The organism is Streptomyces sp. NPDC002742, from assembly GCF_042888885.1.
Lineage (GTDB): Bacteria > Actinomycetota > Actinomycetes > Streptomycetales > Streptomycetaceae > Streptomyces.
On record NZ_JBIAQF010000001.1, the window covers coordinates 45,147 to 63,077 of the forward strand.

General features: G+C 71.2%; 16 protein-coding genes. 12 read left to right on the top strand and 4 right to left on the bottom strand.

Features of this window, described 5'->3' with window-relative positions; all coding sequences use genetic code 11:
* Nucleotides 1-210: 210 nt before the first annotated feature.
* Nucleotides 211-501: a hypothetical protein gene (locus tag ACFYW8_RS00215; protein ID WP_389064830.1), complete on the bottom strand. Its 291-nt coding sequence runs from the start codon at nt 499-501 to the stop codon at nt 211-213.
* Between the two features lie 63 nt (nt 502-564).
* On the opposite strand from ACFYW8_RS00215, the gene ACFYW8_RS00220 reads away from it, so the two are divergent.
* Both ACFYW8_RS00220 and ACFYW8_RS00225 read left to right on the top strand, forming a co-directional pair.
* Nucleotides 565-2,286: an acyl-CoA dehydrogenase gene (locus tag ACFYW8_RS00220; protein ID WP_389064834.1), complete on the top strand. Its 1,722-nt coding sequence runs from the start codon at nt 565-567 to the stop codon at nt 2,284-2,286.
* A gap of 373 nt (nt 2,287-2,659) precedes the next feature.
* A complete protein-coding gene (locus ACFYW8_RS00225) occupies nt 2,660-3,184 on the top strand; it encodes a potassium channel family protein (RefSeq protein ID WP_365871892.1) in 525 nt (174 codons plus the stop codon).
* A 109-nt stretch (nt 3,185-3,293) separates the two neighbouring features.
* Here the strand turns inward: ACFYW8_RS00225 and ACFYW8_RS00230 are convergent, their stop codons facing one another.
* Nucleotides 3,294-4,724: a DUF2252 domain-containing protein gene (locus tag ACFYW8_RS00230; RefSeq protein WP_389064841.1), complete on the bottom strand. Its 1,431-nt coding sequence runs from the start codon at nt 4,722-4,724 to the stop codon at nt 3,294-3,296.
* Nucleotides 4,725-4,845: 121 nt separating this feature from the next.
* A complete protein-coding gene (locus ACFYW8_RS00235; RefSeq protein ID WP_389064844.1) occupies nt 4,846-5,172 on the bottom strand; it encodes a carboxymuconolactone decarboxylase family protein in 327 nt (108 codons plus the stop codon).
* Between the two features lie 370 nt (nt 5,173-5,542).
* Between ACFYW8_RS00235 and ACFYW8_RS00240 the strand changes: the two genes are divergently transcribed.
* A complete protein-coding gene (locus tag ACFYW8_RS00240; RefSeq protein WP_389064849.1) occupies nt 5,543-6,883 on the top strand; it encodes a hypothetical protein in 1,341 nt (446 codons plus the stop codon).
* A 41-nt stretch (nt 6,884-6,924) separates the two neighbouring features.
* On the opposite strand, the gene ACFYW8_RS00245 is transcribed toward ACFYW8_RS00240, so the two are convergent.
* The gene (locus tag ACFYW8_RS00245; RefSeq protein ID WP_389064852.1) at nt 6,925-7,434 is read right to left on the bottom strand and encodes a DUF1269 domain-containing protein; all 510 of its coding nucleotides are present in this window, start codon (nt 7,432-7,434) and stop codon (nt 6,925-6,927) included.
* Nucleotides 7,435-7,754: 320 nt separating this feature from the next.
* Between ACFYW8_RS00245 and ACFYW8_RS00250 the strand changes: the two genes are divergently transcribed.
* From ACFYW8_RS00250 to ACFYW8_RS00290, 9 genes are all read left to right on the top strand, one after another.
* Complete coding sequence (locus ACFYW8_RS00250; RefSeq protein ID WP_389064857.1) at nt 7,755-9,578, top strand: glycoside hydrolase family 15 protein; 1,824 nt, start codon at nt 7,755-7,757, stop codon at nt 9,576-9,578.
* On the top strand, nt 9,571-10,548 hold the full coding sequence (locus ACFYW8_RS00255) for a cyclase family protein (protein ID WP_389064860.1): 978 nt from the start codon (nt 9,571-9,573) through the stop codon (nt 10,546-10,548). The genes ACFYW8_RS00250 and ACFYW8_RS00255 overlap by 8 nt, the downstream gene beginning before the upstream one ends.
* Before the next feature lie 268 nt (nt 10,549-10,816).
* A complete protein-coding gene (locus tag ACFYW8_RS00260; RefSeq protein ID WP_389064865.1) occupies nt 10,817-11,029 on the top strand; it encodes a hypothetical protein in 213 nt (70 codons plus the stop codon).
* Nucleotides 11,030-11,078: 49 nt separating this feature from the next.
* Nucleotides 11,079-12,020 (top strand): universal stress protein, encoded by a 942-nt coding sequence (locus tag ACFYW8_RS00265; RefSeq protein ID WP_389064870.1) that lies wholly within the window; start codon nt 11,079-11,081, stop codon nt 12,018-12,020.
* Nucleotides 12,021-12,050: 30 nt separating this feature from the next.
* Nucleotides 12,051-13,064, top strand: coding sequence for a type I glyceraldehyde-3-phosphate dehydrogenase (gene gap, locus ACFYW8_RS00270; protein WP_389064875.1), 1,014 nt, complete (start codon nt 12,051-12,053; stop codon nt 13,062-13,064).
* Nucleotides 13,065-13,454: 390 nt separating this feature from the next.
* The gene (locus ACFYW8_RS00275; protein WP_389064879.1) at nt 13,455-16,163 is read left to right on the top strand and encodes a GNAT family N-acetyltransferase; all 2,709 of its coding nucleotides are present in this window, start codon (nt 13,455-13,457) and stop codon (nt 16,161-16,163) included.
* Nucleotides 16,164-16,175: 12 nt separating this feature from the next.
* A complete protein-coding gene (locus tag ACFYW8_RS00280) occupies nt 16,176-16,907 on the top strand; it encodes a CBS domain-containing protein (protein WP_389064884.1) in 732 nt (243 codons plus the stop codon).
* Nucleotides 16,908-16,923: 16 nt separating this feature from the next.
* Complete coding sequence (locus ACFYW8_RS00285; protein ID WP_389064888.1) at nt 16,924-17,433, top strand: flavodoxin domain-containing protein; 510 nt, start codon at nt 16,924-16,926, stop codon at nt 17,431-17,433.
* A gap of 103 nt (nt 17,434-17,536) precedes the next feature.
* A complete protein-coding gene (locus tag ACFYW8_RS00290; protein WP_389064891.1) occupies nt 17,537-17,929 on the top strand; it encodes a hypothetical protein in 393 nt (130 codons plus the stop codon).
* The last annotated feature ends 2 nt before the right edge of the window (nt 17,930-17,931 follow it).

Genomic DNA, 17,931 nt, shown 5'->3' on the forward strand with positions numbered 1-17,931 from the left:
AGACCGGTTTCCTGGCGGCCGACAAGCCGCACCCGCGGACGGCCATGGCCATCCGTTCGGTGTACCGGCTCCGCAGCGGCAGGCGGAGAGACGGTCGGCGTGTTCCGCGAACGGGTGGCAGCGTGGGAACCGATCCCCGGACGCGTCCGGGTGAGACGTTCGCCGTGGTGACCGCGACGAAGCCCGAGGAGGCGCGGTTCAATGTCGTGCTCACGACCAGGGCATCATGGGGTGGGTGAACCTGGCCAACAGCCCCGGCGTATTCGACACGAGCGGCAACCCCGCACCCCGCGTGTCGTATCGAGTGGCCACGGCCCGGTACCGCTCCAGCCGGTCGATTCCGGCAGGCGCCGAGACTTCCCCGATGCCGATGCCGATGCCGATGCCGATGCCGATGCCGATGCCGATGCCGATGCGCTGGACGAGGGACGGCCGTCGCGGTCGATGGTGCTGCGCGGCCGCATCACGTACGAGCTGACGCGACTCGTGTGCCTCGACCACGTCCTCACCCGCCCCGGACCACCGGCGGATACCGCAACCCCTTATTCGAGAAGGAAACTTGCCATGTCGAACAGCCTGCTCTTCAACCCGCGCACCTACGACCCGGCACACTTCGACCCGGAGACCCGCCGCCTGCTGAGGGCCACCGTCGACTGGTTCGAGACCCGCGGCAAGCGGGCACTGCTGAGCGACTACATCGACCGCACCTGGTACGCGGACTTCCTGGAGTTCGCAGCCAAGGAGGGCCTGTTCGCCACCTTCCTCACCCCGTCCGCCGATGCCGCCGGGGACGAGAACAAGCGCTGGGACACCGCCCGCAACGCCGCCCTCAACGAGATCCTCGGCTTCTACGGCCTCAACTACTGGTACACCTGGCAGGTCACCGTCCTCGGCCTCGGCCCGGTGTGGCAGAGCTCGAACCCCGAGACGCGCGCGCGTGCGGCGCGGCTGCTCTCCGAGGGGCACGTGATGGCCTTCGCCCTGTCCGAGAAGAGCCACGGCGCCGACATCTACCAGACGGACATGGTCCTCACCCCGGACGGCGAGGGCGGCTTCCGCGCCAACGGCTCCAAGTACTACATCGGCAACGGCAACGTCGCCGGACTGGTCTCCGTCTTCGGCCGCCGCTCCGACGTCGAGGGCCCCGAGGGCTACGTCTTCTTCGCGGCGGACAGCCGGCACCCGGACTACCACCTGACGCAGAACGTGGTGAACTCGCAGATGTTCGTCAGCGAGTTCCGCCTGGAGGACTACCCGGTGCGCGCCGAGGACGTGATGCACACCGGTCAGGCCGCCTTCGACGCCGCCCTCAACACCGTCAACATCGGCAAGTTCAACCTGTGCGCGGGCGGCGTCGGCATCTGCGAGCACGCCATGTACGAGGCGGTCACCCACGCCCACAACCGCATCCTGTACGGGAACCCCGTCACCGACTTCCCGCACGTGCGCCGCGAGTTCACCGACGCCTACGTCCGGCTGGCCGCCATGAAGCTGTTCAGCGACAGGGCAGCCGACTACTTCCGCTCCGCCGGTCCCGACGACCGCCGCTACCTGCTCTTCAACCCGATGACCAAGATGAAGGTCACCACCGAGAGCGAGAAGGTCATCGACCTGCTCTGGGACGTCATCGCGGCCAAGGGCTTCGAGAAGGACACCTACTTCGACAAGGCGTGCCGGGACATCCGCGGTCTGCCCAAGCTGGAGGGAACGGTCCACGTCAACCTCGCCCTCATCCAGAAGTTCATGAGCAACTACCTGTTCCAGCCCGCCGATTACGCGCCCGTGCCCACCCGTCTCGACGCGGCGGACGACACGTTCCTGTTCGGGCAGGGCCCGGCACGGGGTCTCGGAGCCATCCGTTTCCAGGACTGGCGCGTCGCCTACGACCGGTTCGCCGCGCTGCCCAACGTCGCCCGCTTCCGGGAGCAGGCGGACGGGCTGTGCGAGCTGCTCTCCCAGCACGCCCCGGACAAGGCCCAGCTGCGGGACCTCGACTTCTCCCTGGCCCTCGGTCACCTCTTCGCCCTGGTGGTCTACGGCCAGCTGGTGCTGGAGCAGGCCGAGCTGACCGGCCTGGACGAGGACCTGCTGGACGAGATCTTCGCCGTCCTGGTCCGCGACTTCTCCGGCTACGCCACCGATCTGCACGGCAAGGCCGCCGCCACCGACGCCCAGGCCGCCTGGGCACTGGCCCACATCCGCCGCCCGGTCGCCGACGCCGAGCGCCTGGCCCGCGTCTGGACCCAGGTCGAGGCGCTGTCCGGCGCCTACGAGATGCAGCCCTGACGCCGAGGCCCGCGGCCGCGCGAGGAACCCGCGGCCGCAGGCCCCCGGCGACACGGCGGATCGATGCCGGCGGTGATCCACACCTTGCGCGGGAGGGGCACCCGCTGCAGTACAGGCGGGTGTTCCACCCATTGGCCGAGGCCGCCGCTGGGCCGGCCGGTACCGGACATCGTTCGTTCCTCCGGTGTCTGTGATCCCTCCGCAGCGGATGACCGCAGTCCGTTCCGGGGTGTGCACCGTGTCCACGCGAGCCATTTCGGGTGAGTTTGTGGTGCGCCGTCCGGACGTCGCGGGGTTGCCCGGGGAGAGTGGCTGTTCGCAGGCAGGCGGGGCAGCGGGGTTGCCACGGCATCGGGCGTCCGAGAGGGGGACGGTGGACAGGAAGTCGCGCAGTGGACGCCGGGCGGTCGTGCTCACGACGGTGCGCTGTGTGCTTGTCGCGGCCGCCTTGGTCGCGGCCTATTACCTGCTGCCGCTGGACTCGGCCTTCACGGCGAAGTCCGTCGTCGGCCTCGTGGCGGGGCTGGTGGCGGTGGCGCTGCTTCTCGGGTGGCAGGTGCGCGGGATCGTGAGTTCCGAGCGCCCCCGGCTGCGGGCGATGGCGGCTCTCACAACGGCACTTCCGTTGTTCCTGCTGCTCTTCGCCACGACCGACTACCTGCTGGATCGCAGCGTGCCGGGCAGCTTCAGCGAAGGGATGTCGAGGACCGACGCCCTGTACTTCACGATGACCGTGTTCAGCACGGTCGGATTCGGCGACATCAGCCCGCGCAGCCAGACGGCCCGGCTGCTGGTCACTGGACAGATGACGGCCAACCTTCTGCTGCTCGGTGTGGCCGCCCGAGTCCTCGTGCACGCGGTGGAGGAGGGCCGGCGGTCCCAGGGTGGGACTTTGTGACGGGCCGGCCTGTCACACCGGCCTGTCACACCGGCCTGTCACACCGGCCTGTCACACCGGCCTGTCACACCGGCCTGTTCACGCCGGGCGTCCGAGGGCGTCCGGCCGGTCAGTCGGCCGGAACGTCCTGCGCGGGCAGCCGTCCCGCCCGTACCGCGTCGACGAGTGCCTGATGGTCGCGCTCGTTCTGGTCGGCGTACGCCTCCGCGAAGGTCACGAGAGCCCGGTCGAAGGAGTCCTTCTTGCCGAGGTAGGAGGCGATCGCGATCCGGTCGCCGGAGCGCGCGTGCGCGCGGGCGAGGGTGAGGCCGCAGACGCCGCCGAAGGCCTCCAACTGCCGGGGCGACATCGTCTCCGGCATCGCGATGCCCTTCCAGTCGCGCAGTTGCCGGACGTAGAAGTCGCGGCGCTTGCCGTCGATTCCGTCCACGCGTTCCCAGCCGAGGAAGATGTCGCTCGCCGCCTGCATCAACCGCTGTCCCGCGACGACTCGTTCGCCCTGGTTGCGATACTGGCTGGCTCCGACGTGGTCGGCGAGTACGGAGGTGTCGGCTTCCTTGGCCTGCAGGAACAGCGGGTCGCGGCCGTCCCGCCCGAGGAGCAGGAAGATCCAGCACCGGGTGCCGACGCTGCCGACCCCGACCACCTTGCGGGCCACGTCCGCGAGTTGGTAGTCGTCCAGGAGAGCGCGCCGGTCGGACGGCAGGGTGATCCCGTACCGCTCGATGAGTCCGCGGAACTGGCGCTCCAGCGTGGTGCGTTGGGCGTCGGGAAGCAGATCGGCGATGGGTACGAGCAACGGGGGATCCGGCGCGATCATCGGGCGGCCCTCGACCTGGCGCGTGAGCTTCTCGAAGACCTGCACGGTGTCGCGCGAGCGGGCCTTCGTCAGGGCGTGGTCGAGCTTCTTCTGACCACTTTTGTGAAGCCGGCCCGTCGCGAGGTCCATGAGGCGGTCGGCGTCGATCTTCGCGTACCAGACGTCGAGGTTGCTCATGCCGGCGAAGCGGATCATCGCCTCTCGGTACGAGCGCACGGTGCCGCTCACGATGCGGGCGCGCTCGTCGTCGTCGAGACCGTTCGCCCGGGCGGCGATGACGAAGCTCGCCGACAGCCGCTTGACGTCCCACTCCCAGGGGCCCGGCAGCGTCTCGTCGAAGTCGTTGATGTCGAACATCAACTTCCGCTCCGGCGAGGCGAGCAGCCGGAAGTTGAGCAGATGGGCGTCCCCGCACAACTGGGCGTTGATTCCCGAGACGGGACTGCCCGCCAGGTCGGACGCCATGATCGCCGCGGCCCCGCGGTAGAAGCGGAACGGGGACTCGGTCATCCGGCTGTACCGGATGGGCACCAACTCCTGCACCCTGGCGGCGGACTGCTCCTCCAGGATCGCCAGCGGGTCCGTTCTCTTCGGACCGGGCCTGTACACCGCGTGTCCCGACCGTGGAGAGCGGCGCCGCGCCTCCTTGCCGAGCGCCACGCGTTCCGCGGGTGTCGCGTGAGGTGACGTACGCATCGCGGTGGTCGCGTACTTGGGCATCGTCGGCTCTCCTGCCTGGCCCTGCGGCCCCGGGGCGACCGGGGACCACGGCAGCCGGAGTGCTGCCGTGCTCCCCTGTTCGTGGGCCGCGCCGATCGTCTGTTCCTGGTGGCGTCTGTTCTCAGCCCTGGCCTTCGACCTCGGCGTCGGCGACGGCGATCGCGATGCCGAGTGCCGCCGCGATGTTGCCCGCTGCCGTCATGACGCGGGCCGTGCCCACTATGGGTGCGATGGCGACCAGCACGTCCTGCAACTGGGTGGCGGTGACGCCTGTTTCGATGGCGGGGTCGATATGGGCGACGTAGGAGATCGGCGGAGCGTCCGAGGCGGCCAGGGCTGCGATGCGCGTCAGCAGCAGCATGTCCGGGGCCAGCCCGCACCGTTCGATCGAGTCGACCGTCATCGCGGCGAGCGTGTCCAGGACAGGGGTTTCCGACGCAGTGGCCATGTCTGGGTGCCTTCCCGTGGGCTTCCGGCGCCGGGTGAGCAACGGTGGCGGAGCATCGAGCATCCGCGAGCGCCGGGCTTCCCCTCAACGGTAGATCCGTCTCGGGTACCCCGCATGGCGGAGCTGGGTGCCGCGGTGCACAGGGGCTGAGCCGCCGGTCCGGTTCCGGGCCCCGGGCCGAGCGGAACCGCGCCGAAGACCGGCGTACCCCTGGCCCGTACGGCCCGCGTACCCCTGGCCCGTACGGCCCGCGTACCCCTGGCCCGTACGGCCCGCGTGCCTCTAGCCCGTACGGCCCGCCCAGGGTGCCGTCCCGCCGTGGAGCGACGGAAATGGAGGCAGGCAGCCCCCGATGAGCCACGGAGCACCCATGACCAGCCCCCGCGATCCGTCCGAGTTCGGCGCAGTCCCGGAGAAGGACGCGGGTGATGCGGCGGGGGGTGGGCACAAGGGCGGCTCGACGGCCACGCGGATCGCCAGGAACACCGCCTCCGCGGTACTCATCGTCCTCACCTGCATCCTCGTACCGATCGCACTGCTCACGGTGTGGGTGCACGACATCGCGCTGGACACGGACCGGTACGTGGCGACGGTCGCCCCGCTGGCCTCGGATCCCGCCATCGAGGACGCGGCGATCAAACGCATCACCCATGCCGCCGATGTGCGGGTCGACGGCAACCAGGCGGCCTCGGACATCGCCGCCTGGCTCCAGACACAGGGCCTGCCGCCGAAGGCCGCGCAGGCCGTGAAGGGGCTCGGCCCCCAGCTCGACGCGGCGGTCGACAGCACGGTGCAGAAGGTGGTCACGCGCTTCGTGCGGAGCGACCGCTTCGAGAAGATCTGGACGTCCGCCAACCGGGATGCCCACGCCGCGGTCGTCCACGCGCTGACCGGCCAGGGCCGCGGCGCCATCGGCGTGAGCGGCGGAACCGTCACCCTGAACGTCGGCGAAGCCGTCGACCAGGTCAAGCAGGCGCTGGTGGCCGCCGGACTGTCCCCGGCCTCCAAGATCCCCGACGTCAACAAGCAGATGGTGCTCTTCCAGTCCGACCAACTCGACAAGATCCGCAAGGGCGCCCATCTGCTGGACGTGATCGGGAACTGGTTGCCCGTGATCGTCGTGCTGATCGGCGCCGCCGGGGTGTTCCTGGCCCACCGGCGGCGCCGGGCCCTGGCCCGTACGGCCCTGGGCGCGGCCTTCGCCTGCCTGGTCGTGGCCATCGTCCTGGTCGTCGCCCGCCGCTACTACCTGGACCACCTCCCGGCCCAGGTCCAGTCGGAGGCCGCCGCGGCGGCCGTCTTCGACACGCTGCTGCACTTCCTGAAGGTCAGCCTCCGCACGGCGATCGTGCTCGGCGTCGTCATCGCGCTCGGCGCCTACCTCATCGGCCCCGGGCGGCTGCCGGTCGCGGTCCGGGGCACCTCCGAGCGCACCGCGGACTCCGCGGCCCAGTGGGCGTACGCCCACCAGGTCCGCACCGGCCGGGCGGGAACCTGGGCCCAGGCACACCGCCGGTGGATCGCTCTGGCCGCGCTGCTGATCGTGGCCCTGGTCTTCGCGCTCTGGAACCACCCGACGGTCCTGACGATCCTGCTGCTCGTGCTCATCCTCCTGGCCCTGCTCGCGCTGCTCGCGCTCCTCGCCGCCTCCGGACGCGCCACGACCGAGGCGGAGAAGGTAGCGCCACCGGGGCCGGAGGGCGGTCGGTGAACGGCCGGCCACCGGGCGGCCCCGGGGCCGCCGAGGTCGGATCAGGCGACCTCGGCGGCTGCCCGCTGGACGGCCTTGTCGATGTCGTTCGTGCTCACGTCGAGTTCCTTGGCGATCTTCTTCTCGGCCTTCAGCTCGGCCTTCTCCAGGGCATGCGACAGCGTGCTCGCACCGACGATGACGAGGGCGGCCTCTCCCTCGTCGATGAGCTCGCCGAACTCCTTGACGTCCGCCCGGGACATGCCACGCCACAGGTGTCCGCCCACGCCTCCCACGGCGGCACCGACGAGGGCGGTGCCGATGACCGCCGGCGGGAACAGCAGACCGACGACCGCACCGGCGGCGGCTCCGCCCCATGCCCCGTGCCGCGTGGCCGTCTCGTCCTTGTCCACATGGACCTTGCCGGACTCGTCCTTGGTGACCACGGAGGCGTCGAAGGTGCCGACCGCCCCGGCCGCGTGAAGTTCCTTGACGACGTCGTAGTCGGCTCGCGCCGCGGCCTCGCTCGGGTAGGTGCCGATGTAGATGAAGACTGCGTCGGGCTTGGCCATGACTGTTCTCCCGTCTGTGCGCGCCATGTTCGCAGGACCATGGCGACTGGGTGCGGCCACGCCGCGAAAACCGTTGCAGGCGGCCACCGGCCGGCTCACCTCCTCATGCTGCGCGCTCCCCACCAGGGCTGCATCCGCTCCGGCTCCTCGCCGGGAAGCGGCGTGTCCTTCCGCGGCTGTCACCGGCCGTACCGGCGGATCAAGGCAGCAGACGGGAGCCGCTCACGGCAGCCCGGATCACCCGTCCGCGGCTCGGGCAGGCGCCCGTATACGGCCTGCCAGACAGTGGATCGCGTCGAAACCTCATGGATTGGAAACTGATGGACCGTTATCCACCCATCGCCAACCACGGTCTGGTGGGCGACCTCCAGACCGCCGCCCTGGTGTCCTCGGAGGGCGTGGTGAACTGGTTCTGCTCGCCGAGGTTCGACTCGCCCAGCGTCTTCGCCTCACTGCTCGACCACGACCGCGGCGGGTACTTCCGACTGGCCCCGGAACACTCGGACGTGACGTGCAAGCAGCTCTACTACCCGGACACCGGCGTGCTGGTCACGAGGTTCATGTCGCCGGAGGGCGTCGGCGAGGTCGTCGACTGGATGCCCGCGATCACCAGCCGTACCCCCACCGACCGGCACAGCCTGATGCGGGTGATCCGCGTGGTGCGCGGCACCGTGCGGTTCCTGCTGGAGTGCAGGCCGCGGTTCGACTACGGCAGGGCCGACCACGAGCTCGATCTGCGGCCCCAGGAGGCGGCGTTCCGGGGCCCCGGGATCGCCGGCCACCTGCAGGCATCCTTCCCACTGGCGCGGGACGGGCAGGACGTGAAGGGTGCGGTCACCCTCGGAATCGGCGAGTCGGCCGTCGCCGTGTTCACCACGTGTGCCGCCGACGGCGAGGCGCCGCCTCCGCTCACGGTCGACGGCGCGACAGAGGCGTTGTGGCACGAGGTGGACTTCTGGCAGAGGTGGCTGCACACCTCCCACTACCGGGGGCGCTGGGCCGAGATGGTGAACCGCTCCGCCATCACGATCAAACTCCTCACCTACCACCCGACAGGAGCGCCGGTCGCCGCCGCCACCATGGGTCTGCCGGAACAGGTCGGCGGTGAGCGCAACTGGGACTACCGGTACTCGTGGGTGCGGGACGGGTCGCTCTCGGTGCGGGCCCTGCTCGACCTCGGGTTCGCCGAGGAGGCGTCGGCGTTCACCAAGTGGCTGGGCGAGCGGATGCGCGACCGGGCGGACCTGCCCGGCGAGCGCCTGCAGATCATGTACCGGGTCGACGGGGACCCGCAGCTGACCGAGGAGATCCTCGACCACTGGGAGGGTTACCGGGGATCGAGGCCCGTGCGGGCCGGTAACGCCGCCGCGGACCAGTTGCAGCTCGACATCTACGGCGAGGCCCTCTACGCGATGGCCGAGGGCATGGATGTCAGTGAGGAGCTGGGCTTCCACGGCTGGAAGGGGCTCGCCCGGACGCTGGACTGGCTCTCCGACAACTGGGACCGTCCGGACGAGGGCGTCTGGGAGACGCGCGGGGGCCGCAACGACTTCACGTTCAGCCGGGTGATGTGCTGGGTCGCCTTCGACCGAGGTCTGCGCCTGGCGACGGAACTCAGCCGGCCCGGCGACATCCCGCGCTGGCGCGACGCCCGTGACAGCATCCTCGAACAGGTCATGGACAAGGGCTGGAGCCAGTCCGAGCGGGCCCTGGTGCAGCACTACGGCGGGGACGTCCTTGACGCCTCCCTCCTGTTGATCCCGCGCGTGGGGTTTCTCTCCGCGAAGAGCCCGGGCTGGCTCTCCACCCTGGACGCCATGGAGCGCAAGCTCGTCTCGGACAGTCTCGTGTACCGGTACGATCCGGCCGCCTCCCCGGACGGTCTTCGTGGCTCGGAGGGCACCTTCAGCCTCTGCACCTACCTCTACGTCGACGCCCTGGCCCGGGCCGGGCGGGTCCGTCCGGCCCGCTACACCTTCGAGAAGATGCATACGTACGCCAACCACGTCGGTCTGTTCGCCGAGGAGATCGGCCCGAGTGGTGAGCAACTCGGCAACTTCCCGCAGGCGTTCACCCATCTGTCGCTCATCATGGCGGCCTCGACCCTGGACGAGGCCATCGACCGGGCACGGCGGCGTGGCTGAGCCCGGGCAGGCCGGTGCGGGCGCACCGAATCCCGGCGGCCGCCCGCAGAGCCGGGCCGACTTCGACGCCCTGTACGAGCGTCTGCGGCAGCGGGCGGACGCCACCGGAGCCCTGCCCTCCACCGGCGGCGGGGCGCCGGCGGGCATCACACCGGCGACGGTCCTCGCCGCGGCGGCCGAGGTCCGCTCGGGCCTGACCGTGTCACTGTCCTCCCCGATCGAGACCGACGTGGCCCCCGACGATCCGCACCCGGCAGGCCACCGGCTCACCAGCCGCCCGGAGTCCGAGGCCGCGGCCACCGGGCTGCACTTCGCCACCGACCACTTCGCCATGAACATTCACGGCGACGCCGACAGCCACCTCGACGCCCTGTGCCACGTCGTCTACAACGGCACACTGCACGGCGGCGTCCCCGCGAGCACCGTGACCGCCGAGGGCGCGACCGCCCTGTCCGTCGACCTCGTGCGGAACGGCATTGTCGGCCGTGGCGTCCTGCTCGACATCCCGCGGCTGCGAGGTGTGCCGTGGCTGGAGCCGGGCGACCACGTCACCGCCGACGACCTCCGGGCCGCGGAGGCCGCCCAGGCCGTGCGGGTCGATGCCGGGGACATCCTCCTCGTACGGGTCGGTCACCGTCGCAGACGCGAGGAACAAGGACCCTGGGACGCCTCACGCGACCGGGCCGGCCTGCACCCGGCCGCGATGGAGTTCCTGGCCGAGCGCCGGGTCGCCGTACTGGGCGGCGACGGCAACAACGACACGGCCCCCAGCCTCACCGAGGGCGTGGACTTCCCCGTGCACGTGCTGGGAATCCACGCCCTCGGGCTGTACTTCATGGACTACCTGCGGTTCGAGGACCTGGTGCCGCTCTGCGAAGACGCGGACCGCTGGTCGTTCCTCTGCGTCGTCGCTCCTCTGCGGCTCCCCGGGGCCACCGGTTCTCCCGTCAACCCCATCGCCGTCCTCTGACCGGCGGGCGCTCTTCCGGGCCGGGCGCCGGTGCCACCTGGGGCCTGGGGAAGCCCTGGGAGCGACTGCCCGTCGTGAACCGCAACACCTGGCTGCGGTGACCGCAGAAGCGCGGACGCATCCCCGACGAGGCATCGTCCCTCACGCCGCCCGTGCCGCAGGTCCCGTCATGGGCCGGTCGGCCCCTCCCAGGGACCTGCGGCCCCTGCGCGGCGAGCCCATCGGACACGACGCTTGAATCGCACCTCCGATTCAGAAGGCGGACATCATGCGCACTGTCACCGTGGGCCTCGACGGTTCCCTTGAGAGCCCCGCCGCCGCCGAACGGGCTGCCCGTGAGGCGCGGTCGCGCGGGCTGCGAGAAGCGCTGTTCAAGGCCGCTGACGACGCCGAAGTCATCGTCCTCGGCACCCGTGGACTCAGTGGCGTGGGCGGTTTCATGGTCGGCTCGGCCGGCCTGGCCGTCGTCCCGCACGGCTGATCACCTCGGGCCGCCCGTTCGTCACCCACCGCGAAAGGAGAGACATCCCATGAAGCCGCCCGTCGTACGAGCATTCGGTGAGCCGCTGCCCCTGGTCGTGGGTGTCGACGGCTCCGAGCCCAGCTTGCGTGCCGTCGACCGGGCCACGGACGAGGCCGCGCTGCGCGGTCTGCCGCTGCGTCTGGTGTACGCCTCGCTCTGGGAACGCTACGAAGGCGCCGCCCTCATGGAGGGGCTGGGCAGGACCTCCGAGCAGATCGCGGTGGACGACATCGTCGAGGCCGCTGCGCAGCGCGCCCACCGCCGCCATGCCGAGGTGCGGATCTCCGCCGAGGTGCTGCCCGATGATGCGGTGAGCGTGCTGATGAAGGAAGCGCACAGCGCCTTCGCGCTGGTCCTCGGATCCCGCGGGCGCAGCGGGATGGCCGAATTGCTGCTCGGTTCGGTCAGCCTTGCGGTCGCCGCCCGCGCCGCCTGCCCGGTGATCGTGGTGCGCGGCGACCACGACAACCAGGCCGACGCCGGCAGACACCGGAGCGTTCTCCTCGGAGTCGGCGAGGGCCCGAACTCGGCGGCGGCCGTGCGCTTCGCCTTCCAGGAAGCGGAGGTCCGCGAAGCCGCACTGCACGCGGTGCGGGCCTGGCGCTGTCCCGCCCGTGAGTCCACGGACCACCCGCTGACGGTGGCGGAGCCCGCCCGGCTGCACGAGCGGCACGCGGTGGAGATCCTCGAGTCCGCGTTGAACGGGGCCGCCGCGGAACATCCGTCGGTGGATCTGCGCCGACGGACCGAAGAGGGCACCGCCCGGCGGGTGTTGCTGGACGCTTCCGCCGACGCCGACCTGCTGGTCGTGGGCGCGCACCACCGTGACGGCAGCTTCGGACTTCAGCTCGGCCGCGTGGCCCACTCGGTCCTGCACCACTCGGCATGCCCCGTCGCCGTCGTACCGCAACAGACACATCGTCAGGACGCCGACCTGACCCGCGACTGAAACCCGCATCCCGCAAAGGAGTTCACCGTCATGACCGTACGCGTCGGTATCAACGGTTTCGGCCGCATCGGCCGCACCTATCTGCGCGCGGCACTGCAGCGAGCCGAGGCGGGCACCCAGTACGTCGAGGTGGTCGCGATCAATGACATCGCGCCGCCCGCCACCCTGGCCCATCTCCTCGAGTACGACTCGACGTTCGGACGTCTCGGGCGCGAGGTCCTGTATGACGACAGCTCGATCACCGTCGACGGCAGGCGCATCGCCGTCACCGCCGAGCGGGACCCGGCGGCCCTCCAATGGGCCGACAACGGCGCCGACATCGTCATCGAGTCCACCGGCCGCTTCCGCGACCGGGACACCGCCGCCCTGCACCTGAAGAGCGGCGCCCACACCGTGCTGCTGTCGGCACCCGGCAAGAACGCGGACGCCACCATCGTGATGGGCGTCAACGACGACACCTACGACCGAGCCTCCGACAGGATCGTGTCGGCCGCCTCCTGCACCACCAACTGCGTCGCCCCGATGGTCAAGGTGCTCCACGAGGCGTTCGGGATCGAGCGCGGCGTGATGACCACCATCCACGGCTACACCAACGACCAGTCCCTGCTGGACGGCCCGCACAAGGACCTTCGCCGCGCGCGTTCGGCGGCGCTCAGCATCATCCCGACCAGCACGGGCGCCGCCCGCGCCGTCGGACTGGTCCTGCCCGAGCTGGCCGGAGCCCTGGACGGCATCGCGGTCCGCGTGCCCGTCGAGGACGGCTCGCTCACCGACCTCGCGGTGGTACTGCGCCGCGAGGCGACGGCGGACGAGATCAACGCCGCCTTCGCGGAGGCCGCAGACGGCCCCCTGAAGGGCATCCTCCGGGTGACGCGGGCGCCCATCGTCTCCCGCGACGTCATCGGCGACCCGGCGTCCTGCATCTTCGACCCGGCCCTGACCCAGGCCAACGGAACCCTGGCGAAGGTCTTCGGCTGGTACGACAACGAGTGGGGATACACCAACCGCCTGCTCGACCTCACCGCGCTGGTCGCCGACGACTGACGCGCCGGGGCGGCACCCATGGGGCACTGGCCGACCGCGCGGTGACCGGGGCCCCGGGTGGATCCCGCACAGACGCGTACCCGAAGCACCGGGCTCGTTCCCTCCAGAGGGAACGAGCCCGGCGTGCTTGTGAGGTGCCCGCGGATCCGGCCGAAGTCGTAGCGCCGGGGCGTCACCGAGAACGATCGGCCGCGCCAGGGCGGTTCCGCCCTGCCGGCCGTGCGGGAGACGGCGCCGTCACGGCCCACCGCTTCATCACAGGGATCGAAGGGAGCCGGTGGAGGCCGACTCGGGGCCGACCGGCCCATGGGGTGCACCCGGTCAGCCCCTGGGGCGAGCCCCACGATCGCTGGATGCTCGAAGGGCCGACAGGTTTCGAGGAGGCCAGTGATGACGGACGACGACCACCCCAAGGTTCACGCGGTTCACGCGCTGCTTCAGGACGGCACCACGGTGTGCATACGCTCCGTGCTGCCCGGTGACCACGAGCAACTGCACGGTCTGTACGAGGAGATGTCCCCGGACAACCTCCGCCTCCGGTTCTTCGCCGCGAGCCACCGTTCCGCCGAGATGGCCGCAGACAGGGCCTGTGCCCCGCCACGGCCCGGCTACCGGGCGCTGCTCGCCGAGACACACGGTCAGGTCATCGGGCTCGCCGAGTACGAGGCCGAGGACGGGGCCGGTGATGGCGCGGGCACGGCCGAGATCTCCATCGCGGTCGCCGACGGGCTGCACCACCGGGGCGTCGGCACCCTGCTCGTCGAGCACCTCGTATCTGCCGCCCGCGCGGCGGGCGTCCGTACGTTCACCGCCGACGCCCTGTCCGAGAACCACGAGGTCCTGCGGCTCTTCGCCGACCTCGGCCTGCGTACGGCCCGGCATTTCGAGGGCCCTGAGGTTCGCTGCACCATCGAACTGGCAGAGGACGACACCTACCTCGCGGCAGTCGAGACCCGCGGCCGGGGCGCCGACGTGGCGAGCCTGGAACCGCTGCTGCGCCCCGATGCCGTGGCCGTGATCGGCGCGGGGCGCCGGCCCGGATCGGTGGGCCGGGCCCTCCTGCACCATCTGCACGCGGGCGGCTTCACCCGGCGGCTGTTCGCCGTGAACCCCGGCGTGAACTCGGTCCTCGGCGTGCCGTCCTTCCCCTCCGTCAGCGCCCTGCCCCTCGTCCCCGACCTCGCGGTCCTCGCGATCCCGGCCGCCGCGGTGCCCGCCACCGCCGAGGAGTGCGGCAAGGCCGGCGTACGGGCGCTCCTGGTGGTGACGGCCGGACTGGACGCCGACCAGGGCAGGGGACTGCTGGACGCGTGCCGCACGCACGGCATGCGGCTCGTCGGCCCGAACTGCCTCGGCGTCTCCAACACCGACCCGGGCTTCGCCCTCGACGCCACCTTCGCCGCCGGCCACCCGCGCCCCGGTACGGCGGGGGTCGCCGTGCAGTCGGGCGGCGTCGGCATCGCCCTGCTCGACGGTCTGTCCCGGCTCGGCATCGGCGTCTCCACCTTCGCCTCGCTGGGCGACAAGTACGACGTCAGCGGAAACGACATGCTCCAGTGGTGGGAGAGCGACGGCCGCACCGACCTCGCCCTGCTGCACCTGGAGTCGTTCGGCAACCCCCGCGCCTTCTCCCGCACCGCCCGCCGGGTGACCCGCCGTATGCCCGTCCTCACGGTCGACGCGGGCCGCACCGACGCGGGCCGGCGTGCGGCCGCCTCGCACACCGCGGCCGCCGCCACCCGCACCATGACCCGGCAGGCCCTGTTCACCCAGGCGGGCATCACCGCCACCCGTTCAGTGGGCGAACTCCTGGAAACCGCGGCCCTGTTGCACGCCCAGCCGCTGCCCTCCGGCAGCCGCGTCGCGATCGTCACCAACGCGGGCGGCGCGGGCGTCCTCGCCGCCGACGCCTGCGCGGAAGCCGGACTCGCCCTCCCGGTCCTGACGGCTGAACTGGCGGACGACCTGCTCGGTGTGCTTCCGGAGGGCGCCACCGTGGGCAACCCCGTCGACGCCACCGCCGCCGTCAGCGAGGAGCAGCTCAGGTCGTGCGTGGAGCGGGTCGCCCGGCACCCGGGGATCGACGCCGTCCTCGTGGCGCTGGTCCCCACCGCCGTCGCCGCCGCGACCGGCGACGATCTCGTCCGGGCACTCACCGACGGGCCCGCACGACGGGAACGTCCCGTCGCCGTCGTACGACTGGAGCAGGCGCTGCCGGTCGAGCTGCTGCCCACCGCTGACGGCGGAACCATCCCGTCGTACTCCGAACCGGGCGCGGTGGCGCGGGCGGTGGCCCACGCCGCGCACCGTGCGGCCTGGCTGAGCCGGCCCGCCGGAACCGTCCCCGACCTCGCGGACATCGACACCGGGCGCGCCCGAGCGGTTGCCGAGAGCTTCCTCGCGGCGCACCCCGACGGCGGCTGGCTCGACCCGCGCACCTGCGCGGAATTGCTCGCCTGCTACGGCGTTCCACAACTGGACTGGGCCTGGGCCGAGACCGAGAACGACGCCGTCATCGCCGCCGAACGGCTGCGGGGACCCGACGGCCGCGTCGTCATGAAGGCCCACTGGCCCGGCCTGCTCCACAAGAGCGAACAGCGCGCCGTGCACCTCGACCTCCAGGGCGACGCCCAAGTACGGGCCGCCTTCAGGGACTTCGAGACCCGGTTCGCCGGACTCCTGACCGGAGTGGTCCTGCAGCCGCTCGCCGCTCGCGGCACCGAACTGTTCGCCGGGGTCGTCCAGGACGAAGTCTTCGGACCCCTCGTGCTGTTCGGTCTCGGCGGTACGGCGACAGAGGTGCTGGCCGACCACGCGGCCCGCCTCGCCCCCCTGACCGACCACGACGTCCACGACCTGATCACCTCGCCGCGCTGCGCACCCCTGCTCTTCGGCGCGCACGGAGCCGGATCCGTGGACCTCGAAGGTCTCGAACAGGTGCTGCTGCGCCTGTCCCGTATGGCGAGCGATCTTCCGCAGCTCGCCGAGGCCGACTTCAACCCCGTCCTCGCGACCCCCGGCGCGGTCAGCGTGCTCGACGCACGCGTCCGGCTGCTGCCGCGTCGCGCACAGGACTCCTATCTGCGCCGACTGCGCTGAGGAGGAACAGTCATGAAGAACGACAAGGTCGGATCCGTGATGACGGCGGACGTCGTCCGGGCACCGTACGGCGCCCCGTTCAAGGAGGTGGTACGGCTGCTCGCCGCCCACCGCATCAGCGGGCTGCCGGTCGTCGACGAGGACGAGAAGGTCATCGGGGTGATCTCCGAGTCCGACCTCCTGGTCCGGCAGGCACAGACCTCCGATCCGTACGCGCCGAAGCCCCGTTTCCGGCTCGTCCTGCCCACTCGCGGCTCCCGTCGGCAGGCGGCCAAGGCACGGGCCCGTACGGCCGGACAGCTCATGTCCGTACCGCCGGTGACCGTCTACGCGGAGAACACCATCGCCGAAGCCGCCCGGACCATGGCTCAGAACCAGGTGGAGCGGCTGCCGGTGGTGGACGAGGAGGACCGGCTCGTCGGCATCGTGACCCGCCGCGACCTGCTCCAGGTCTTCCTGCGCCCCGACCGGGAGATCCGCTCCGAGGTGATCGACGAGGTTCTCGTGCGGTCGCTGTGGATCACACCGCAGACCGTGACGGTCACCGTCCACGAAGGGGTGATCACGCTCGACGGCCAGATGGAACGCCGGAGCGAGGCGGAGATCGCGGTCGCCATGAGCCGCCGGATCGACGGGACCGTCGGCGTCGTCGACAAACTCACCTATCGCTTCGACGACGCGCACCTGCGCCCGGACCAGCCGGCCGTGCACGGAGTCACCGAGGACTGGCTGCGCAGGCTGTGAGAGGAGGCGAACCGCCATGCCGAGCAACGTTCTGGTCGCCTACGGGACGACCAACGGATCCACGGCGCAGATCGCGGAGACCGTCGCCGAGGTCCTGCGCAAGGAAGGGATGTCGGCCGAGGCGCTGCCGGCCCGCTCCGTGACGAGTGTCGAACCGTACGACGCCGTTGTGGTCGGTGGAGGCCTGTACGCGGGGCGCTGGCACAAGGACGCCCGTCGCTTCGTGCGCCGACACCGCCGCGCGCTCGCCGGGCTGCCCCTGTGGTTCTTCAGCAGCGGTCCCCTCGACGCCTCCGCCTCGGAACGCGACATCCCGCCCGTGCCCGCCGTGAAACGGGCGATGGACCGGCTCGACGTGACGGAACACGTCACGTTCGGCGGGTGCCTCGAAGAGGGGGCGAGGGGGTTCATCGCCCGGAAGATCGTCTCCTCCGGCAAGGGCGGCGACTTCCGTGACTTCGAGCGGATCGAGGCATGGGCGGCCGGCATCCGCACCGCGTTGACGGCACACGTCCCGGAAGGCTGACCCCCCGACCCCGCTCGACAACTGTCGTGGCCGGGCGAACCTCGACCGGCCACGACGCGGTGTTGCCCAACTCGCGGGTGGGGGGCCTTCGGTGAGGCCTTTGATGACCAGGGATACGCGCGAACGCTCGGAGCAGCACATTCCGAGCTGCGACTCGATGCCGCGAGGCAGGGTGACCGGGGCGGTGGCGGCGGCAACGCTCTCCCACGGGTCCGCTCCCGCGCCGCGGATCGAGGGCCTTGTCGACACCGACGTTCCCGGCGGCGTCGCGGACCACGCGGTCGCGGTACTCGGCGAGGCGCTCAGCAACGTGGCCCGGCACTCCGGTGCCGGAACGGTCGGCGTGCCGGGCAGTGGCCTCAAGAACATGGCGGAGAGGGCCGCCGTCCTCGGCGGGACCCTCACGCCGGGCGAGCGTGAGGAGAGCGGCGGCACGCTGCTGGAGTGGCGGGTGCCCGTGTCACCGGACGGGGCCCCCGAGACAGGTCGACCGTGAGC

Bases quoted from the DNA above. Each gene is read 5' to 3' on its own strand.
- gap (WP_389064875.1), top strand. From the start codon at position 12,051: ATGACCGTACGCGTCGGTATCAACGGTTTCGGCCGCATCGGCCGCACC.
- ACFYW8_RS00285 (WP_389064888.1), top strand. From the start codon at position 16,924: ATGCCGAGCAACGTTCTGGTCGCCTACGGGACGACCAACGGATCCACG.
- ACFYW8_RS00265 (WP_389064870.1), top strand. From the start codon at position 11,079: ATGAAGCCGCCCGTCGTACGAGCATTCGGTGAGCCGCTGCCCCTGGTC.
- ACFYW8_RS00235 (WP_389064844.1), bottom strand. From the start codon at position 5,172: ATGGCCACTGCGTCGGAAACCCCTGTCCTGGACACGCTCGCCGCGATG.
- ACFYW8_RS00260 (WP_389064865.1), top strand. From the start codon at position 10,817: ATGCGCACTGTCACCGTGGGCCTCGACGGTTCCCTTGAGAGCCCCGCC.
- ACFYW8_RS00275 (WP_389064879.1), top strand. From the start codon at position 13,455: ATGACGGACGACGACCACCCCAAGGTTCACGCGGTTCACGCGCTGCTT.
- ACFYW8_RS00230 (WP_389064841.1), bottom strand. From the start codon at position 4,724: ATGCCCAAGTACGCGACCACCGCGATGCGTACGTCACCTCACGCGACA.
- ACFYW8_RS00250 (WP_389064857.1), top strand. From the start codon at position 7,755: ATGGACCGTTATCCACCCATCGCCAACCACGGTCTGGTGGGCGACCTC.
- ACFYW8_RS00220 (WP_389064834.1), top strand. From the start codon at position 565: ATGTCGAACAGCCTGCTCTTCAACCCGCGCACCTACGACCCGGCACAC.
- ACFYW8_RS00245 (WP_389064852.1), bottom strand. From the start codon at position 7,434: ATGGCCAAGCCCGACGCAGTCTTCATCTACATCGGCACCTACCCGAGC.
- ACFYW8_RS00240 (WP_389064849.1), top strand. From the start codon at position 5,543: ATGACCAGCCCCCGCGATCCGTCCGAGTTCGGCGCAGTCCCGGAGAAG.
- ACFYW8_RS00280 (WP_389064884.1), top strand. From the start codon at position 16,176: ATGAAGAACGACAAGGTCGGATCCGTGATGACGGCGGACGTCGTCCGG.
- ACFYW8_RS00290 (WP_389064891.1), top strand. From the start codon at position 17,537: ATGACCAGGGATACGCGCGAACGCTCGGAGCAGCACATTCCGAGCTGC.